The sequence below is a fragment of the Terriglobus sp. genome (assembly GCF_965201105.1).
Taxonomy (GTDB): Bacteria; Acidobacteriota; Terriglobia; order Terriglobales; family Acidobacteriaceae; genus Terriglobus.
Genome location: NZ_OZ241741.1, coordinates 1,730,329 through 1,749,202 on the forward strand (window position 1 = coordinate 1,730,329; position 18,874 = coordinate 1,749,202).

The window sequence follows — 18,874 nt, forward strand, 5'->3', positions numbered from 1 at the left end:
AGTGTTCTTGGCGAAGGAGGATGTCGCATGCGAATGCACTCGAAACTGAAAAAAGATCTCCGCAGACGAACTCTCCTTCTCATTGCTTTTCTGTGCGTCGCCGTTGTAGCTCCTGGCCTGCCGCTTATGCGGGCGCAGTCTGGGGACGTGGGCGCTGCGGCAGCCGTGCCAGACCTTCCAGTGGTGCGTTCCACCACGCGCGACATACAGCTGGATGTAGTCGTTACGGACAGCGCTGGCCGAACCGTGCAGAACCTTTCTCAGTCCGACTTCGTGGTGACGGAAGACGGCGTTGAGCAGCAAACACATCTCTTGGAGGCGCCACAGAAAGCCGCGCCGTCAGCAGGTGCTCGGGACGGTTCTGCGACGCGAGCGGAAGCGACAAATGGCCCGTCACCACAGACCACCGTCAACCAACGGCAACGGACGCTGATCCTGCTGGATGAGGTCAACATCAGTTTTCTGGATCTGGCATTTGCACGCAACCGGCTGGATGTATTTCTCGCAAGTACCAAGGCTGCGGACCAGGCGATCGCGTTGATGGCGCTGACGGATCACAAGCTGGTTCTGATACACGACTTCAGCACGGATCGGGCTGCTCTGCGCAAAGCTCTTCGCGAGTTGCCGGCGGTACTGCCCGGCACCGCAAACGTTGCTGTGGATGAGTACCAGGATTACGCGAACTTCACCCACGCGGTCAGCGCTCTGGAAACAATCGGACGCTCGCTGCAGGGCTCGCCAATCCGGACGAACTGCATCTGGATCACAAGTGGATTCGTCACGATGGCGAAGCTGGTCAACAGCCCTGAGGTGGGCGCCAACTTCGAGATCATTATGGAACACACGGCAAATCTATATCTGGGCGCGCGCATGTCGGTGTACACCGTCGACCCGCACGGCGTGCAGTTCGAAACGTCGCTGCCGAGCCATGAGGCACAACCGGGACTCCTGCCACCGGGCGGCGTTCTGGAGGACAACGGCGCGCAATTTGCAAGACAAACCACGAACCTGACCTCCAATTCCGCGGTCATCAACAGCCTGCTAAACAAGCTGGACGAACGCACGGGTGGACGTGCATACGAAAACCAGAACTTTATCGATGTTCCCATCGGGCAAGCTCTGGATGACGCGAGCGGTAGCTACCTGCTGGCGTACGCACCGCGTGACCGCAACTTCCATGGCGAGTACCGTCACATTCATGTGGAACTGCGGACACCGGGCCTGCACGCACGCACACGGGATGGTTACATCGCGACCGATCGCAACAAGGAGAACACCGCTTCTGATGTGAAGGCACAGCTGGAGCGCGCGTTGGAGAGTCCGCTTCCCTACACTGGCCTGCAGACTTCAGCACGGCTGGACCGGAAGGGAAAGCATCCGGTGCTGCATCTGACACTCACGCCCGACAACATTGAGTGGCAGACAAGCGTGAGCGGAACCGGTGGAGTGATTGCGCAGGCAATTGCGGTCGAGGCATACACGAAATCGGGAAAGCCTCTCTACAACCGCCTCTACCAGGTCACAACGAATCGTCCGGATCTGCAGTCCAGGGAAGCGTTGCGTTACGATCTGCCGTTCGCCATGCCTGCGGAAACGGCGAGGCTGCGCGTCGCAGTGATGGATCAACATGGGTCCCGTGTCGGCACGACCGATGTTCCACCCACCGACCTGACAACATCGCAGCAACCCTAGCGATCTCAACGAACAGCAAATCCATTACAGCCAGGCCGCGATTCTCTTGCCCTGCAAAAGTTCCGGCGAGCGCAGCTCGCAAGGCAGCCCTCTCCAACCTGGCAAGGTGCCGCGTTCAGTCCACGATTTCGCCGCGTTCGAGCTGTGCGATGGCCCGCTCGGAACGCTCTCGCAATGCTTCCCTCTCCTCGGCCGATTTCTTCCGAAGCGTGTTGTACGGCATGCGGAGGCGCTGGTTGCCGCCGAGCAGATCCTGGTGGCGTTCGAGAAAGGTCCAGTAGAGCGCGGTGAACGGGCAGGATCCGGGCCCGGTCGACTTGCGTGGGTCGAGCGAGCACTTGCCGCAGTAATCGCTCATGCGGTTGATGTAGGCGGCGGCGGAGACGTAGGGCTTGGTCGCGGTCAGGCCGCCGTCGGCGAAGGTGGACATGCCGAGCACGTTGGGCTCCACGACCCAGTCGTAGGCGTCCACGTAGGCGACCCAGAACCAGTCGGTCAGCTCGCGTGGCGAAAAGCCGCAGAGTGTCGCCAGATTCGACAGCACCATGAGCCGCAGGATGTGGTGTGACCAGCCCTGGTACATGACTTGCTGCGCCGCCGTGTCGAGGCAAAACATGCCCGAGGTCTGGCCCCAATAGGCGGGCGGCAGGGGGCGGTGCGCATCCAGTGCCGACGGCGTTGCGGGCCGGTCAGGCGCGGCATCGTTATGTTCTTTCACCAAGAGGTGGCTGTAGGGATTGGCGGCGCGGTTTTCGGGCGGGTCGGGGTGCTGCGGGAGCGTCCGAAAACCGTCGGTCACCCGGTGCATGTGCCGCATGAACTCACGCCAGCCAAGAATCTGGCGGATAAAGCCCTCCGCACTGGCCAGCGGCAGCGCCAGGCGATCGTAGGAATCGGCCACATCGGCGATCACATCGCTTGGCAACAAGCGGCTCACATTCATCAGGGCGGAGATGGCCGAATGAAACAGCATCGGCTCGCGCGAAGACATCGCGTCCTCGTACGGCCCGAAGTTGGGCAGGAGCTCTTGTAACGCGAACTTCCAATAGGCGCGGCAGTCCTCCGCCGTCACGGGAAGGTCGAAGCCGTCGAAGGTGCCGATGCTGGGCACGCCGTTGTGGCTGAGCCACTCGATTAATTCCAGCGTGATGGCGTCGGGCGGAAAGCTGGGCCGCTTCGGCACCGTGACCTCGCCGCGGTAGGCCTGGCGGTTGTCGGCGTCGAAGGAAAGCTGGCCGCCGATGAACTTGGCCGGGCCATCCATCAGGATGCCGGTCTGCTTGCGCATGTGCCGGTAGAACCGCTCCATCAGAAATTGGCGTTCACCGCGGCCGGTGCGGTCGCCGGGCGCCGCGGCAGGCTCATCCCCGAACACAGCGATCCAGTCAGCCTCGGTGGAGAGCCACGCATCGTCAGCGCTGAAGGTGAGATCGAGGCCCTTTCCCTGCCAAAGCTCCAGGTCTTTCCGCAGCTCGCGCTCGGCCGGCGTGGCAAGCCGGATGGACGGCAGGTTAAGTTCACGCTGAATCGCCAGGAGTTGTTCGCCGTAGCTGGCCGGTCCGTTGCGGTAGACCACGGCGACGCCGCGGGCCTGCTGCTCCAGCGCGAAGTGCCGCATGTTTGACAGCACCACCAGCACTTTTTTCTTGTGGTACGGCCGGTTGCGACCCTTGGCGTGCGACTCAATCAGGATCAGACCCGCGTCCTGCGGTGCAAGAGTGGCGAGCGGGCCGATGCTGTCGTTCACACGGTCATAGGGCACGAAGACCCAGGCGCGGCGCCTGCGCTCGTCGGCATTCGGTTCAGCCTCGCGCATCTGCACTAAAAACGGCATGGGATGAGGGTAGACGAGGCAGTTTCGTCTGGTTGGGTGCCAGCTCTGAACGTTTCAATCCAACGAATTTCGCGCATTACGGCGTAGAACGGGAGGCTAGTTAGCAGCAATCCCGCTGCGATACGAAACGTTCTGAACCGCCTATTCCGCACTTATGCGACCGCTGGAAAGCCTGGTTCGGCCATCCAGCCCGTTCGCTCCGGTGTGCGACTCTACGCCGGTCTGCTAGCGGCGTTTCCCTGCGTTCGCTGCGGCCTTCGCCGGCTTTTTGGCAGGTGCCTTCACCGTCGCCTTTTTCGCAGGCGCTTTCGGCGCGGTTTTGCCGGGTGCGGCTTTCGTCGGCGCCTGCTTTATTGGCACCTTCGCTGTCTTGACTGGAGCTTTTTTGGATGACGAGTTGCCAGGTGCTTTCGCAACCTGTTTTGTTGGGGTCTTGCCCGTAGCTTTCGCGGGTACGATCTTTCCGGGTGCTGCTTTGGCCGACGCCTTTGTTGCCGTAGTTGCGGCTTTCTTTGCGGGCGCAACGACCTTCTTGATCGGGGCAGCTTTGGTCACGGCCGCTGCTTTCGTTAGAGGTGTGGCGACTTTGGCTACCTGACGCGGGGGTGGGGCGGCGTTGGCGGACTTCGTCGCAGCACCTGGCTTCGGCAGTACCGCCGGAGTTGCTGGCGCAGTGGACTTCGCCGGAGCCGGGATGACGACGGGGCGCTTGCCGGCGACCTCGCGGGCGGCTTGCAGATGCGGCGTGGTAGCGGCTCGTTCCTGCTTTGTGGCGACCGGCGCGGCTTTCGCGGAGAGCGTTCGCGCGGGCTCGCTGTCGGCCTCGGGCAGGACCTTGGGCGCCTTTGCAGCCTTGGCGGGCTTCTTCGGCTCGGGTTCGGCTTCACCGGGTGCAAGAGGAGCAACTTTGCCTTCGAGCGGTGTTTCGACGGTCGGCTCGGTCCCCCGATCGGGGCCGGTCAGGGTGCCTGGTTCCATCAGACCCTCGGCGACGCCAAGCGCCTCCTCCTGCTGCGGCACCGTCTCGGTGATTTCTTCCACGACAGCAACGGCCTTTTTGCTTTTGGCGCGGCTGGGACGGGCCTCTTTCTTGGCGCGGGCGCGGCGCAGGTTTACCGGAGGCGGTGGTGCTGGCGGCGAGTACGGCTCCAGGTAGGCCTTCAGATCTTCCGGCGTGGAAAGCTTTCCGTCCATCAGCTCAAAGAAGAGTTTGTCGAGCAGTTCGTTGTACACGGGCAGGTCTGGCGTGATGCGCATTTCCTGCAGCGTGGCGTATGGAATGCGTTGGCGGGCCGTAGGTGAATCATTCAGAAATGTTTTCAGCCGTTGCTGCACAACACCCTTGCCGTGAACCAGCATGGACAGAACCAGTTCGGGCTCGGCTTCGTGCAGCATGCGCCAGGCGGCGGACGGCGACGCGGCCTCCTTGCCGGAGAAGCGCGCCTGCAGATCGCGAGTGCGGGCTTCGAGCGAGTCGACCTGTGCCGTGAAGCCGGAGCGTGCGAAGGACTGCTTGATGGCGTCCACGTCGGCGGCGGAGCTCTTGCCCAGCAAAAGCGGCAGAGCGAGCGCGGAAGCGTCCGCCAGCACACCCTGCAGCAGCAGTTGACCCTGCTTTTCGCGCAGATCGGCCAACGCAGTCTCATTCGGTCTGGCCGCGGCGAGTTCGGGTGAAAGCTGCTTCAGCCAGCCCTCGGCGTCCAGCGCGCGCATCACGCGGACTGGATCTTCTTCATAAAAGATCTCTTCCAACTCATACGCAACACTGGTCTTCGGTGCTGTGTCGAACAGGTCTTCCGACTTCGCGTTGTCGTACCTCTGCCGGGTACGCTCCTCCATTTGCCAGCCGAGGCGCGAGCTAAGCCGGGTGGCGCGGACCATACGGGCCGGATCCTCAATGAATCCGTAGTTCGAAATCAGGCGCAGCTCGCGGTTTTCGATGTCGGCCACGCCGTTCAGCGGGTCCATGAGCAGGCCGTATGATCCTTCGTTCAAGGAAAGCGCCATGGCATTGGCGGTGAAGTCACGGCGGCGCAGATCGTCGATGATGTTTGCGGCGGTGTAGACGGGTTTGCCAGGCTTTGGGAACTCAACCGCGATTGCGGTGCTTACCTCAACCCGGACGCCGCCGGGAAATAGAAAATAGAGGGCCTTGGCCGCGGTGTTTTCGCCGGTAAAGATCGCGCCGGAAGCCTCAATGCCACCGCGCAGGGCGGTCGCGTCGCCAACCACGGTCAGGTCCAAATCGCGGACGGCACTGCCAGCGGTCAGGTCGCGGACGGCGCCGCCGGTCAGAAAAACCGTCAATTCTTCCGTGCGGGCCAAGTCGCGGACGATATGGATGGCGCGCTGCTGGGCGGCGGAAAGGCGATTTTCCACGAGGTAGATATAATCGGCCATGGGGCGCTCTTGAACTCCGGAGACCGGCTGAAGCCGGTGCACAAATCTCGCCTAAGGTACACAATCCGCTCTACTTAGCGGCACCCGGCGGGAACATCGTAACGCCCTAGCGTAGCATAGGACTTTCGCGAAAGTCACGCAGATTGTTGCACACGGAGAAGTGCTGCCGGGCGGCAAGCTTGATCTTCATAAAGACGAACTGCGCGCGGGGCGGGCACAAGGAGCGGGTTTGGCGAGCGCGCAAAAGAAGGTAATTGTCCGGCGCTTCTCCCCGGGCTTGTTGCGCGGTTATGTTCCGGCCAGCGGATTCATCTCGCGTGACGGCGATGCGCCGGCGATGGAACTGCTGGACTTGGCCGGGCGTGTGCAGACAGTACCGCTTTCGGACGTGAAGATCGCCCATTTCGTACGCGAGTTCAACCTGACCGACGAGGCAAACCCCGAGCGGCTGCCGCGAAAGCAATTTCTGGCGCGACCGCGGACGGAGGGGCTTTGGGTCCGGCTGAGTTTTCGGGACGGCGACGAGTTGGAGGGTCTGGCGGCCCTCGACCTGTCGCTGGCGGCGGGACTGGTCGACGATCTGGGCCTGCAGATGGTGCCCCCGGATGTTCGTGGCAACTCGCAACGCGTGTACGTGCCGCGAGCGGCACTGACCGGACTGCAGGTGGTCGCGGTGGTGACGACGCCGACGCGGCGCAAACAGCTGGAGCAAGTGGTCGGCCGCCTGGAGGCTGGAATCGAGACACCGCAGGCTGACCTGTTCGCGGAAGCGGGCACGGAGGTCCGGTAGTGAGTACGTTAGCGCTAACGCTGGGGGAAATCGCGAGACGGATCGGGGCGGAGCTGGACGGCGATCCGGATGTGCAAATTCGCGGCGTGGCCGGCATCGAGTCGGCCGGACCGGACCAGATCACCTTTGTGGCCAATCCGAAGTACGCCGGCCAAGCGCGCACGACCGGTGCGGCCGCAGTGCTGGTGGAGCCGGACTTCCCCGCCCTGGACAGTGTGGCGACCCTGCGCATCGGGAATCCGTACCTGGCGTTTGCGCGGGTGCTGGACCTGTTCTACGCGGCGCCGGCGTACCCGCCCGGTGTGCATACGACGGCGGTGGTCGATCCGGCGGCCGTGATTGGCGAAGACGCGCACATTGCCGCGTACGCGGTGATCGGACCGGGTGTGACACTGGGGCCGGGTGCCGTCGTGTTGCCGCATGTGGTGATCTACCAGGGCGCTCAGATCGGTGCCCGTTTCTTTGCGCATGCGCATGCGGTGGTGCGGGAGTTCTGCCGCATTGGGGACGATGTGACGCTGCAAAATGGCGCGGTTGTCGGCGGCGACGGCTTCGGCTACGCGAAAGACGGCGGTGCCTGGCGCAAGATCGTGCAGTCGGGCGTGACCGTGCTGGAGGACGGCGTCGAGGTGCAGAGCAACAGCTGCATCGACCGTGCCAGCATCGGCGAGACGCGGATCGGCCGCGGCAGCAAGGTCGACAACCTGGTGCAGGTGGGCCACGGGTCGACGGTGGGCGAAGACACCCTGTTATGCGCTCAAGTGGGGCTGGCGGGCTCGACGGAAATAGGCGACCGGGTCATCCTGGCCGGGCAGGTGGGCGTCGCTGGACACTTGAAGGTCGGCGACGATGCGGTTGCTACTGCACAGACGGGCATCCCGAGCGATGTGGCGGCAAAGGCGGTCGTGTCTGGCTATCCGGCCATGGACAACCGGCAATGGCTGCGCGCTGCGGCTGGATTTGCGCGGTTGCCGGAGCTGCTCCGCGAGATGCGCGCGGTGCGGTCCCGGTTGGACGCGCTGGAAGGCAAACCTGGGGGAAAATCCCGGGTACACCAGCAGAACCTGAGTGGCTGACCACCGGCGAGCACCACGCATCCAACGCCGTGATGAATGGCGAGGATCAGCATGGCGGCGCGGGACAGACGAGTGCCGTGGAAGGTCCGAATGTAATTACGATGCCGCCGCACCCCGCGCACGTTCGCGTGCTGTTGCTGGACGATGATCCTGCGACCCTGCTGCTGCGCTGCGCGATCCTGCGCCAGAACGGCTACGAGTGCTTCCCGGCCAGTTCGGTCGAGGAAGCGAACGAACTGCTGGACACCATTGATGTCGCGGTGCTGGACTATCACCTGGGACAGGGCAAGTTCGGCACGGAGGTGGCGACGGAATTGCGACAGCGCAGGCCGTCGGTGCCCATCATTATTCTTTCGGCCACGCTGGAGCGCCGGTTCGGCGGTGTGGAAGACATGCATCTGCTGAAGGGCTACTCATCGGTGGAAGACCTGTTGAGTGCCTTGCGTGCGTTGGAAGCAAAGCGCCGCGGAGCGCCGGTGGTAGTGGACGCGCGCGACTTTTATTACTCGCGCATCGCCCGTGCGATCGGTGTCGATGTGCTGGTACAGATTCTGGAAGCGGATGGCACGTGGGTGTACGTGAACGAGGCCGCCGCGCAGTACCTTGGGGAGCCGCGCGACTGGTTTGCCGGACGTAACCTGTTTACCGAACTCGGCGAACGGCTGCGCGACTGGCGGGACGTGTTGGAAAAGGTGGCGAGTTCCCGCGAAACCTACATCGACCGGACGCGCCGCGGTTTGCTGAAGGAGCCGAAGCCGGAAGAGCAGACAGCGACATGGAGCGTGCTGGCGTTTCCGATCATGCTGCACGACGGCAGCAATGGCGTGGTATTGAGCGCGCGCAGCCTGGATTAGCGAGACGGTACACAAGCGAAGCACATCCAGGGAAGAAGTGGTCGAGCAGACGTGACAGCATCACCGGCTGATAGGCTTTTGGCATGCGTTGGATGATCGGCCTGGGACTGACTGGAACGTTGCTGATGGCAGGCTGCCATTCCAAGTACATCCAGGCCACTGTTGTGAACGCGAGCGGAGCGCCGCTGCACGTAGTGCAGGTGGCGTACCCGTCTGCCAGCTTCGGAACGCAGGATCTGGCGCCGGGCCAGGTGTTTCACTACCGATTCAAGGTGATCGGCAGCGGGCCGGTGAAGCTGGATTTTACCGACGCGAAGATGCAGGAGCATCAGCAGACCGGGCCGGCACTGCATGAGGGCGATGAGGGACAACTGCTGATCCGCTTCCCGGCGCAGGATCGGGCGGAGTTCCAGGTGAGCGTGCATGGGCAGTGAGCAGGACCCGATCCTGCAGGCTGGACGCGGGCTGTTCCTGACCTTTGAGGGGCCAGACGGATCGGGCAAGACGACACAGGTGCGGCTGCTGGCGAAGTGGCTGCGCACCCGTGATTTGGAGCCGGTGCTGTTGCGGCAGCCGGGCTCGACCGCGTTGGGTGAGCGTATCCGGGGCATCCTGGTGGACAGCCGGGGCGAGGCGGCGGTAGGTGCCATCGCGCCACTGGCGGAACTGGCGTTGATGTTCGCCGACCGTGCGCAGCAGATTGCGGAGATCATCCGTCCGGCGCTGGCCGAGGGGCGCGTCGTGGTGTGTGACCGTTACACGGACTCGAGCGAGGCGTACCAGGGCGCAGGCCGTGGGCTCGGCTCGGACCGCACTCTGGCGGTACACCGCGCGATCTGTGACGACTTTCAGCCGGACCTGACGGTATTACTGCTGCCGGATGCTGACCTTGCGCTTGAGCGGGCTCGCAAACGGAATGAGCAGTTTCAGCGCGAGCATGGCGGTGCAAACGAGAACCGGTTTGAGGCTGAGGGTGAGGCGTTCTTCCGGCGCGTGCATGCGGCCTATGCGGCAATTGCGGAGCGCGAGCCGGAGCGGGTGCTGCGACTGGGAGACGGGTCGGTTGAAGAGATTGCGGCGGCGATCCAGAAATCAGTAGAAGCGAAGCTGCGCATTTCGTCGGGGAGCTAGGTGGCAACGGGAAGTGTCGCTGACGCTACTGCGCGAGGCAAATACCACGCGGGCTCCGGTCGCATTCGTCTGTTTGTTACTTCTGCGAAACAAAGCGGGTGCTTCGATGCGCGATGAGTGGCGCGGCGGGTGAATGCGCGCATGGCTCATCTTTCTTTCTGCACCGTTGTCGCCTCTAATGGAGGTGTATGGGGATTGCACCGGAGCCACTTGCGGAGGATGAGGGACAGGCGGCAACGCCAGAGGCGCCGTTGGACCCTGGCTTTGCGTTCCGGCCCGCGTATGAGTACACCGACAAGCGCGGTGAGACGTGGCGCATTCCGCCCGGGCTGAAGCGAGCGCTTCCGTTTTATCTGCACAAGCCCTGGGCGCGGCTAGGGCGGCCCTTGCGGCTGTTTGAGTACATGGCGCGCAACCTGGGGCCGATCTCGCACTATCGCCTCTTCAACATTCACGTGATCTACCTGAATGACCCGGCGTTTGTGCGCGAGGTCCTGATCAATCAGGCCAACAGCTTTGTGCGTGAGCGCACGATTCAGCGGCTCAAGATCCTGTTGGGCGAGGGTCTGCTGACCAGCGACGACCCCACGCACAAGCGCTCCCGACGCATTGCAGCGCCGGCATTTCACCGGCAGCGTATCGCAGCGTATGCGGAAACCATGGTCGAGAGCGCGCGGGCGATGCGCGACGGCTGGAGCGACGGGCAGGAGATCGACATCGCGTCGACGATGATGCAGTTGTCGCTGGAGATTGTGGCGCGCACGCTGTTTGCGACGGAGGTGGATGCGGACGTTCGCGCCATCAACGACGAAACCAACGCGATCATGGCGATTTACAACTACCTGATCGCGTTTCCGAACCTGGAGGCGGTGCTGCACTGGCCGATTCCGGGTGTGATGCGCTTCCGCAAGGCGCGCAGCCGGTTGGACCGCGTGATCAATCGCATCATTACGGATACGCGCGCGCTGGGAGAAGCCAAGCTGTCGGTGCGCACGGACCTGCTGAGCCTGTTGCTGCTGGCACGCGACGAAGACGGCTCGGAGCTGAGCGATGAGCAGCTTCGTGATGAGGTGATCACAATCTTTCTGGCGGGATATGAAACCACGGCAAATGCCCTTACGTGGACGATGTATCTGCTGACCCTGAACCCGCAAGCGGACCGGCGCATGAGCGCGGAGATCTGCGAGGTTCTGGGCGAGGGCGACCAGGCGCGCCTGCCCACCCTGGATGACTACACGCGATTGAAGTACACGGCCATGGTGCTGGCGGAGGGCATGCGCCTGTATCCGCCGGCCTGGGCAATGGGACGGATGAGCACGGAGCCGGTGGAGATGGGCGGCTACCGGTTGCCGCCCGGCACGCATTGGTACCTGTCGCAATATGTGCTGCAACGGAGCCCCGAGCTGTACCCCAATCCGCTTAAGTTTGAGCCGCTGCGGCACACCGAGGAGGAGAAAGCCAGGCGCGACAAGTTTGCCTATTTCCCATTTGGCGGAGGTGGGCGGCAGTGCATCGGCGAGGGCTTCGCGTGGATGGAGATGGTGCTGGTGCTGGCAACCGTGGCGCAACGGTGGCACATGGAACTGCTGCCCGATCAAAAGGTGGACGTGGAGGAGAAGATCACGTTGCGGCCGCGGTATCCGATTCGGGCGCGGCTGCGGGCGCGCTGATCCGCGGCCGGATGTCGCAAGCGGACCGGGCGCATGACTGTGAACGGCTATCCTGAGTCTGTGATTGTTGGGTTCGACCAGTTTTTGGGAAATACAGTGCAGGTGAATGGTTTGCGGCGCGCCGTTGCGGCGGGGCGGCTGCCGCATTCGTTAATTGTTGCCGGGCCGCGTGGCAGCGGCAAATATACGCTTGCGCTGATGGTCACGATGGCGTTGTTATGCGAGCGGCAGCCGCGCGTCCAGTCGCCCGTGGGTGCGTTGGCGGACTTTTGCGGCGTGTGCCGGAACTGTACGCGCGTTGCGGAGTCGGCGGACCTGGAGGCGCGCGTGGCCGAGGCAGTCGCCGCACGCGAGGAGATGCGCGACGCGGACAAGCGGGACACGCGCATCCTGGTGCAGACGCACCCGGCGGTGCTGGTCATTCCACCCGATCCGCCGCAGCTGCTGGTCAAGCTGGGGCAGGTCCGTACGCTGATTGCAGGGATTTATCGCGCTCCTGCCGAGGCGCCGCGATCGGTCGCAATCTTTACTGCGGCTACGTTCATGAAGGAAGCCGCGAACAGCCTGCTGAAGGTGCTGGAAGAGCCGCCCGCGCACGCGCATATCGTGCTGCTGGCGGAGCATGTTGGCGAACTGCTGCCGACTATCCGTTCGCGGTGCGCGGTGGTGCGTTTGGGCGCGCTGCCGCTGGCGGAATTGGAGCAGTTGATCGCGGAACGCCGGCCCGAGTGGAAGCCGCAGCAGCGCGCGCTGGTGGCACGGTTGGCGCAGGGCGCGGCGGGGCGTGCACTCGGCTTTGATGTGGAGAGCTACATGGCATCGCGAACGGACGCGATGGTGCTGCTGCGCAGTGCCGTGGACGCGGGCGAACACACCGATCTGTTCAAAGTAACGGAAACCTATCGCGCCGGTGCGGAGGGCCAGGCAAAGACGACGGCCATGCTGCAGGCGCTGGCCGGGCTGCTGGAAGATCTGCTGCTGCTGCAGTCGGGTGTGCCGGATCGTGTGCAGAATGTGGACCTGGGCCAAGAGCTAGACCGCCTGGCGCAGGCGATTGACTTCCGCTGGATTGAGAACGCCGTGCGCGGTCTGGACGGCGTGTACACCGGCATGCGGCGGAACCTGCTGCGGTCGCTGGCGCTGGACTCGTTCGCGGAGAGCATGGCCGGCGTGCGCTGAGGGTCAGGTGCCGGGCGGCATTGCGGCTTTCAGCAGGCGATCCCGCAGGGCTGCGCGCAGGTCGTCGCCGGGGCGTTCGTCGGGCAAGGGAGCGAGGATGAAGTCGCTTCCTTTATGGTCGAGTTCGCGGAGTGCGGCATAGAGATTGTGCGCGAGTTCGGCGGTGTTGTCCCATTGGCCCCAGAGCACATGCGTCATTCCTTCCGGGAGCAGCCATCCGACGGGCCGCAGAACTGCGGTGCGATGCGGCGCTTTTGCCAGAATCGTCAGCAATTCTGTCTGCGAATGCACCAGCCGCAGAGGCGTGCGTGGGGCGTAGTGGCGGATGCCGACACCGGGCGACGGGAGGCTTTCGGGCTGCTGTTCCGGTTCGGGCTGGAAGACGGTGGCGGAGATGCCGGTGACGCGCTCGACCTCCACCGCGGAGATGGCACCCTGGCGATAGATCGTGATGGGCGTCGTGTTCGGGTCCAGGACCGTCGATTCAAGGCCGATCTCGGTTGGACCGCCGTCGAGTACGGCGTCGATGCGGCCGTCGAGATCGGCAAGGACATGTGCCGCGGTGGAAGGGCTGATGTGGCCGAAGCGGTTTGCGGACGGCGCGGCAAGGGGGAGGCCGGCGGCTGTGATCAGGGCTAGAGCTACGGGGTGGCTGGGCCAGCGAACGCCGACCAGGGGCCGGCCCGCGGTAACCTTGTCGCCGATGCCCGGGGAGCGCGGCAGCAAAAGGGTGAGCGGCCCAGGCCAGAAGGTTTCCGCAAGCGCGCGCGCCGCCGGTGACATGCTGGCGGCCACGCGCGCGAGCATGGGGTGGCTGCTGACGTGCACGATCAGCGGGTCCCACCTGGGACGCTCCTTGGCGGCGAAGATGGCCGAAACGGCTACGGGATCCAGGGCGTTTGCGGCAAGACCGTAGACGGTCTCCGTCGGCATTCCGACCAGGCCACCGCTTCGCAGGATCGCTGCGGCTTGCGCGATGCTTTCGTCGGAGCTGTCGAGACGGTGAGTATGGCGGGGGTTCACTTGCTTATGGTAGCGGGGCTACATGGGTGGGCCTGCTGGAAGCTCCCGAGACGGTGCGCGCGGTGAGGGTGCGAGTTTTTTGGCCGGCTTTGCACAGCATTTCGACCGGCTCACACCCGAAGCACATGCCTACAATGGAGCATGGCGAAGGCCGAGATCGAAGTGAAGTTCTGTGTGCCGCACGTGGACGGGTTGTTGCAGCGGGCGTCGGAGGCGGGCTTTCGCCTGGAGACGCCAAGGACCATTGAGCGGAATGCGCTTTTCGACACGCTCGGCCGGGACCTGCTGCGGGAGCGCAAGATTCTGCGGATGCGGCAGTATGGCGATAGGTGGGTAGTGACGCACAAGCGTCCACCGGCCGACAACGACGACACGGCGTTTGTGAAGGAGCGGCTGGAGACGGAAACCGCCGTGGAGGACGGCGAGGCCATGGGCGCGGTTTTTGTCGAGCTCGGCTACCGGCCCATGTTCCGGTACGAGAAGTTTCGAACAGAGATGACGGACGGTGCCGGCGCGCTGGTCATTGATGAGACACCGATCGGGAATTTCGCCGAGCTGGAAGGCGAGCGTGCGTGGATCGACGCCGCGCTGGAGCGGCTGGGCGTATCGCGAGATCTGTGTTTCACAGATAGCTATGGCCGCATGTTCCTGGACTGGAAGGAGCGCCATGGTAGCTCTGCGGAGAACATGACGTTTGAAGAGATCGAGGGCGCGCGGGAGTTGGCTGCAGTTTGAGAGACGCCTGTCTGTTCCGAGTTGTTAGTGAACAGCCGGTCTTGCGAGCACCTGGGGCAGTTCTGACGCGAACGGCGATAGCGCTGTTACTCCAAAAAGAAGGCCCGCGAAGCGGGCCTTCTTTTTGCTCTTGCTGATCCCGGAATTAGAAGATCTGGAAGTTCACCGCGACGTTCATCAGAACCGCGATTGGCTGGCCGTTCTTGGTGGCGGGCTTGAAGCGGTACTGGCGAACGGCTTCGACGGCCTTTTCGTCCAGACCCATGCCGATGGGGCGCGGCACCTTTACGCTTTGCGGATGACCGTTGGCGTCGACCACGAGCGAGACGATGACTTCGCCCTGGAATTTGGCCTTGCGCGCTTCTTCGGAGAAGTCGGCGTCGACCTGATAGATGACCTGCGGGATGGATACGCCGTTCAGGCCGGCGCGCGGCAACCCGCCACCGATGTTGTAGCCGCTGCCGGGACCATAACCGGCGCCGTTGCCGCTGCCGATACCGCTACCGCTACCCGTGCCCATGGAGACGTTGGGACCTGCCAAGCCGTTGAGCATGCCGGGATTCGGTAGCTTACTTATCATTTGGTTGCGTGGATCCGCAACGATGGTGGGCTCAACGGCCAGCTTGGGCTGTACTTTCGGCGGTGCCATGGGTGGCACAATCTGGGGCTGCAAGGAGAACTTCGGGGGCGCGCCCTTGGACGCCGGTGCGAGGTCATGCTGCCCACCACCGCCTCCGGAGCTTTGCTTTACAACGCGCGGCAGCACGGGGGGCGGGGGCGTCACGTCGTTAAAGGTGACGACCTTCTCCGGCGCTTTCGGTGGGGCGACGATCTTTTTGATGGCCTTGGCGCTGATCCAGATGATCAGCAAGAGCGCGAGTGCGTGAAAGCCGACGGCTATCGCCGTGGACACGGGGTCACGCTTGACCGCCATCGGGTCCTTGACGGCGATCGGTCGGGATTCGAGCTCAAGCGGTGGCAGCTTTTCCGGGAAGAAGGCATCCCGGAAATTCTGAACGAGCGAATGGAACGGGTTCGCCGATGTTTCGAGTTCTTTCGGCTGTCCCAGATCCGGTACAGAATCGAAACGTGACGCGGGCCCGCCGTCGGCGTCAGAACCATAGACCAGGCCGCGCCTGCGCCGTGTGCCAGACTCGTCCAGCCGGTTGTCATCGAGTTCAGGAGGGGTGATGAGAGTGTTCGCCATTGCCTCGGTTCCGGTGTGCGGCGGTTCAGGCGCCGCGTGATGCGATGTGTGCCGCTGTGGCAATGTGCCCTGCTCCGTATGCCGGAGTCTGGCAGCGGCGGTGCGAATGTCTGACAGCCTCTGCCGACATTCTAGTGACATCGAGCGAGCAAAGTCTTCCGGGATTTGCGAGGCGAGTGACCGCAAGCGCAACTGTCCCTGTGGTATTGGACGCAGAGACGCCTGAGTTGGTCACATGGACGCAACGTCACTCGGCACCGCGTTTTTACCGGGGCAAAAGTCTTCGGCTCTGGCCAGCCGCATACAATAGAAATTTGGGCGCGCCAAGCCGGTGTTGTGTCTTGTGCGTTGCCGGTGGAGCCACGACCAAAGCATGCAACTGAACGATACCAACCTGGAACACGCCGCGGGCGTGGACGCCGCCGAGGCCGTGCAGGCAAAGGCGCTAAAGGACACGTTGAACCTGCCAAAGACGGCGTTCCCTATGAAGGCCAGCCTGCCGGTGAATGAACCGGGGCGGCTGCAGCAATGGGAGAGCACGGACCTGTATGGCCAGATCCGGCAGGCTCGCGAAGGCGCGCCGAAGTACGTTCTGCACGACGGTCCGCCGTACGCAAATGGCGCGATCCACCTGGGCCACGCGCTGAACAAGTGCATTAAAGACTTTGTGGTGAAGTCGAAGACGATGGCCGGCTTTGACGTGCCTTACGTTCCCGGCTGGGACTGCCACGGCCTGCCGATCGAAATCAAGGTGGACGAGCAGCTAGGCCGCAAAAAGCTGGAGATGGACGCGGTTACGGTGCGGCGCGAGTGCCGCGAATACGCGCAGAAGTACGTGGAGCTGCAGCGCTCGCAGTTTGTGCGCATGGGCGTGCTGGGCCGCTGGAACGACCCGTACCTGACGATGAGCAACGCCTATGAGGCGCGCATTCTGGAGACGTTTTATGCGTTTTTTGAGAAGGGCTTTGTCTACAAGGGACTGCGGCCGGTGTACTGGTGCATGCACGACCAGACCGCGCTGGCCGAGGCGGAGGTGGAGTACGAGATGCACACGTCGCCCAGCGTGTATGTGCGGTACGCGCTGCTGAGCGATGCCGCGACGATCGCGCCGGAACTGGCGGGCGCCGAGGTGTACGGCCTGATCTGGACGACGACGCCGTGGACGCTTCCGGCGTCGCTCGCCATCGCGTTCCACCCGGAGTTCGACTATGTGGCGCTGAAGAATACGGACGGCGCGGTGTACATTGTGGCGCTGGGCCTGGTCGAGAGCGTGCGCGTGGCCTGCCACCTGGAGGACGCGGTCGAGCTGGCGCGTTTCAAGGGATCCGCGTTGGAACATGCCCGGTTCCAGCACCCCTTCCTGCCGCGCGAGGTGATCGGCGTGATGGCCGAGTACGTGACGACGGACGCGGGTACGGGTGGCGTTCACACCGCGCCGGCGCACGGTCCCGACGACTTTGCCACGGGCAAAAAGTATGCGCTGAGCCAAGTGTGCGACGTGGACGAGGCGGGACGCCTGCGCAACGGCCTGCCCGAGTACGACAGCCTAAATGTGCACAAGGCGAACCAGCCCATTATCGAGCTGCTGAAGAGCAGGAGCGCGCTGCTGGCCGAGGCGGAAATCCACCACAGCTATCCGCACTGCTGGCGCTGCCACCGGCCGGTGATCTATCGCGCGACGGAGCAGTGGTTCATCGGCATGGAAACGCCGCTGGATGGAACGACGTTTCGGCAGCGTGCGCTGGATGAGATCAAGAAGGTCACGTGGGACCCGTCGTGGGGCGAGGAGCGGATCAGCAACATGATCGCGACGCGGCCTGATTGGTGCATCAGCCGGCAGAGGATCTGGGGCGTGCCGATTGCGGTGTTCCTGTGCCAGAAGTGCCATGCCCCGCTGGCGGATGCGGCGGTGAACCGGAGCATCGTCGACCTGTTCGCCAAGGAGAGCGCCGACGCCTGGTACACGCATCCCGCGGAGCAGCTGCTGCCGGCCGGAACAACCTGCCAGAGCTGTGGCGCGCAGGATGACTTCCGCAAGGAGATGGACATCCTGGACGTGTGGTTCGAGAGCGGCGCGAGCTGGCACGCGGTGCTGGAAGCCGAGCCGGAGCTTCGCTTCCCTGCCGACCTGTACACGGAGGGTGGCGACCAGCACCGCGGCTGGTTCCACTCGTCGCTACTGAGCGCGGTTGCGATTCGGGATGAGGCGCCGTACCGTTATGTGGCGACCAGCGGGTGGACGCTGGACGAGCAGCGGCGCGCTTTCTCGAAGTCGCTGGGCAACGGCGTCGACCCGGTCAAGGTGATGAATGAACTGGGCGGCGACATCGTCCGGCTGTGGGTTGCGTCGGTGGACTTTCGCGAGGACGTGATTGCGTCCGTGCCGTTGATGAAGCGGCTGGCGGAAGAGATTTATCGGAAGCTTCGGAATACGTTCCGCTTTCTGCTGGCAAACCTGGATGGCTTTGCACCGCAAAGTGATGCGGTGGCATGGGATCAGATGGAGGCGCTGGATCAGTACATGCTGGCCCGCTGTGCCGAACTGGTTACGAAGGTGCGTGGAGCGTATGAGAGCTTCGAGTTTCATCGTGCGTACCACGCGCTGAATGAATTTTGTAACTCGGAGTTAAGCGCGTTTTATCTGGACGTGCTGAAGGACCGGCTGTATACGCTGGCGCCGAAGGACACGCGCCGGCTGAGCGCGCAGACGGCGGTGTGGAAGATTGTGGAGGCGCTGGTGCGGCTGGTGGCGCCGGTGCTTTCGTTTACAGCAGATGAGGTCTGGAGCTATTTGCCGGCGGTCGAAGGGCGCGAGGCGAGTGTGCACATTGCGCAGTTCCCCGCTGCCGACGAACTGGCGCCGGATGCGGAAGCGAAGCAGTTGCGCGAGGACTTCGGCCATCTGCGGACTGTGCGCGAAAGCGGCATGAAGGTGCTGGAAGCGGCGCGCGCGTCCAAGGCAATTGGCAAGGCGCTGGAGGCGAAGCTAGTGCTGCGCGTCCCGGAGGCACCGATCGCGCCTTTGCTGTCTCGATACGAGAGGGCGCTCCCCGAACTGTTCGGCGTTTCGCAAGTGGAGTTGCAGGCAATCGATCCGGCGCTCGGATCGGCGACGGTGGAAGCAGAGTTCGCCAAAGCCGAGGGCGACCGTTGCGACCGGTGCTGGCGCTACACGATGGACGTGGGCAATGAGGGCATGTATCCCACGGTGTGCGCACGGTGTGCGGATGCGCTGGAGAAGATCGGGTTCGCGCCCTACTCCGCTGAACAGGAGGCAGCATAG

The 18,874-nt window shown here is 63.5% G+C and carries 14 protein-coding genes; 10 read left to right on the forward strand and 4 right to left on the reverse strand.

The window, feature by feature from the left end:
- Positions 1-165: 165 nt before the first annotated feature.
- Positions 166-1,692: a VWA domain-containing protein gene (locus tag ACOFKT_RS07670; RefSeq protein ID WP_419806812.1), complete on the forward strand. Its 1,527-nt coding sequence runs from the start codon at positions 166-168 to the stop codon at positions 1,690-1,692.
- Positions 1,693-1,807: 115 nt separating this feature from the next.
- Here the strand turns inward: ACOFKT_RS07670 and ACOFKT_RS07675 are convergent, their stop codons facing one another.
- Positions 1,808-3,526, reverse strand: a complete 1,719-nt coding sequence (locus ACOFKT_RS07675) for a cryptochrome/photolyase family protein (protein ID WP_419806813.1) — start codon at positions 3,524-3,526, stop codon at positions 1,808-1,810.
- 225 nt (positions 3,527-3,751) lie between these two features.
- The gene (locus ACOFKT_RS07680; RefSeq protein ID WP_419806814.1) at positions 3,752-5,926 is read right to left on the reverse strand and encodes a CCA tRNA nucleotidyltransferase; all 2,175 of its coding nucleotides are present in this window, start codon (positions 5,924-5,926) and stop codon (positions 3,752-3,754) included.
- Between the two features lie 160 nt (positions 5,927-6,086).
- Here ACOFKT_RS07680 and ACOFKT_RS07685 point away from each other — a divergent pair, with 160 nt between their 5' ends.
- From ACOFKT_RS07685 to ACOFKT_RS07715, 7 genes are all read left to right on the forward strand, one after another.
- Complete coding sequence (locus ACOFKT_RS07685) at positions 6,087-6,716, forward strand: DUF6982 domain-containing protein (RefSeq protein ID WP_419806815.1); 630 nt, start codon at positions 6,087-6,089, stop codon at positions 6,714-6,716.
- Positions 6,716-7,792 (forward strand): UDP-3-O-(3-hydroxymyristoyl)glucosamine N-acyltransferase, encoded by a 1,077-nt coding sequence (gene lpxD, locus ACOFKT_RS07690; RefSeq protein WP_419806816.1) that lies wholly within the window; start codon positions 6,716-6,718, stop codon positions 7,790-7,792. The genes ACOFKT_RS07685 and lpxD overlap by 1 nt, the downstream gene beginning before the upstream one ends.
- Positions 7,793-7,824: 32 nt before the next feature.
- Positions 7,825-8,646 carry a response regulator gene (locus ACOFKT_RS07695; protein WP_419806817.1) on the forward strand — a complete coding sequence of 274 codons (822 nt, stop codon included), beginning with the start codon at positions 7,825-7,827 and terminating at the stop codon, positions 8,644-8,646.
- Between the two features lie 83 nt (positions 8,647-8,729).
- Entirely contained in the window at positions 8,730-9,080 is a 351-nt protein-coding gene (locus ACOFKT_RS07700; RefSeq protein ID WP_419806818.1) for a hypothetical protein, read from the forward strand.
- Positions 9,070-9,777 (forward strand): dTMP kinase, encoded by a 708-nt coding sequence (tmk, locus tag ACOFKT_RS07705; protein ID WP_419806819.1) that lies wholly within the window; start codon positions 9,070-9,072, stop codon positions 9,775-9,777. The genes ACOFKT_RS07700 and tmk overlap by 11 nt, the downstream gene beginning before the upstream one ends.
- Positions 9,778-9,965: 188 nt before the next feature.
- Positions 9,966-11,447 carry a cytochrome P450 gene (locus ACOFKT_RS07710; protein ID WP_419806820.1) on the forward strand — a complete coding sequence of 494 codons (1,482 nt, stop codon included), beginning with the start codon at positions 9,966-9,968 and terminating at the stop codon, positions 11,445-11,447.
- A 60-nt stretch (positions 11,448-11,507) separates the two neighbouring features.
- The gene (locus ACOFKT_RS07715) at positions 11,508-12,626 is read left to right on the forward strand and encodes a DNA polymerase III subunit delta' (RefSeq protein WP_419806821.1); all 1,119 of its coding nucleotides are present in this window, start codon (positions 11,508-11,510) and stop codon (positions 12,624-12,626) included.
- Positions 12,627-12,629: 3 nt separating this feature from the next.
- On the opposite strand, the gene ACOFKT_RS07720 is transcribed toward ACOFKT_RS07715, so the two are convergent.
- Entirely contained in the window at positions 12,630-13,649 is a 1,020-nt protein-coding gene (locus ACOFKT_RS07720) for an L-threonylcarbamoyladenylate synthase (protein ID WP_419806822.1), read from the reverse strand.
- 141 nt (positions 13,650-13,790) lie between these two features.
- Here ACOFKT_RS07720 and ACOFKT_RS07725 point away from each other — a divergent pair, with 141 nt between their 5' ends.
- Entirely contained in the window at positions 13,791-14,384 is a 594-nt protein-coding gene (locus ACOFKT_RS07725) for a class IV adenylate cyclase (protein ID WP_419806823.1), read from the forward strand.
- 145 nt (positions 14,385-14,529) lie between these two features.
- Here the strand turns inward: ACOFKT_RS07725 and ACOFKT_RS07730 are convergent, their stop codons facing one another.
- The gene (locus ACOFKT_RS07730) at positions 14,530-15,591 is read right to left on the reverse strand and encodes an energy transducer TonB (protein WP_419806824.1); all 1,062 of its coding nucleotides are present in this window, start codon (positions 15,589-15,591) and stop codon (positions 14,530-14,532) included.
- A 373-nt stretch (positions 15,592-15,964) separates the two neighbouring features.
- On the opposite strand from ACOFKT_RS07730, the gene ileS reads away from it, so the two are divergent.
- The gene (gene ileS / locus ACOFKT_RS07735) at positions 15,965-18,874 is read left to right on the forward strand and encodes an isoleucine--tRNA ligase (protein WP_419806825.1); all 2,910 of its coding nucleotides are present in this window, start codon (positions 15,965-15,967) and stop codon (positions 18,872-18,874) included.

What these genes read in the sequence shown, in the direction of transcription:
- ACOFKT_RS07680 (WP_419806814.1), bottom strand. Translation starts at nt 5,926, where the DNA reads ATGGCCGATTATATCTACCTCGTGGAAAATCGCCTTTCCGCCGCCCAG.
- ACOFKT_RS07710 (WP_419806820.1), top strand. Translation starts at nt 9,966, where the DNA reads ATGGGGATTGCACCGGAGCCACTTGCGGAGGATGAGGGACAGGCGGCA.
- ACOFKT_RS07700 (WP_419806818.1), top strand. Translation starts at nt 8,730, where the DNA reads ATGCGTTGGATGATCGGCCTGGGACTGACTGGAACGTTGCTGATGGCA.
- tmk (WP_419806819.1), top strand. Translation starts at nt 9,070, where the DNA reads ATGGGCAGTGAGCAGGACCCGATCCTGCAGGCTGGACGCGGGCTGTTC.
- ACOFKT_RS07725 (WP_419806823.1), top strand. Translation starts at nt 13,791, where the DNA reads ATGGCGAAGGCCGAGATCGAAGTGAAGTTCTGTGTGCCGCACGTGGAC.
- ileS (WP_419806825.1), top strand. Translation starts at nt 15,965, where the DNA reads ATGCAACTGAACGATACCAACCTGGAACACGCCGCGGGCGTGGACGCC.
- ACOFKT_RS07730 (WP_419806824.1), bottom strand. Translation starts at nt 15,591, where the DNA reads ATGGCGAACACTCTCATCACCCCTCCTGAACTCGATGACAACCGGCTG.
- ACOFKT_RS07675 (WP_419806813.1), bottom strand. Translation starts at nt 3,526, where the DNA reads ATGCCGTTTTTAGTGCAGATGCGCGAGGCTGAACCGAATGCCGACGAG.
- ACOFKT_RS07695 (WP_419806817.1), top strand. Translation starts at nt 7,825, where the DNA reads ATGAATGGCGAGGATCAGCATGGCGGCGCGGGACAGACGAGTGCCGTG.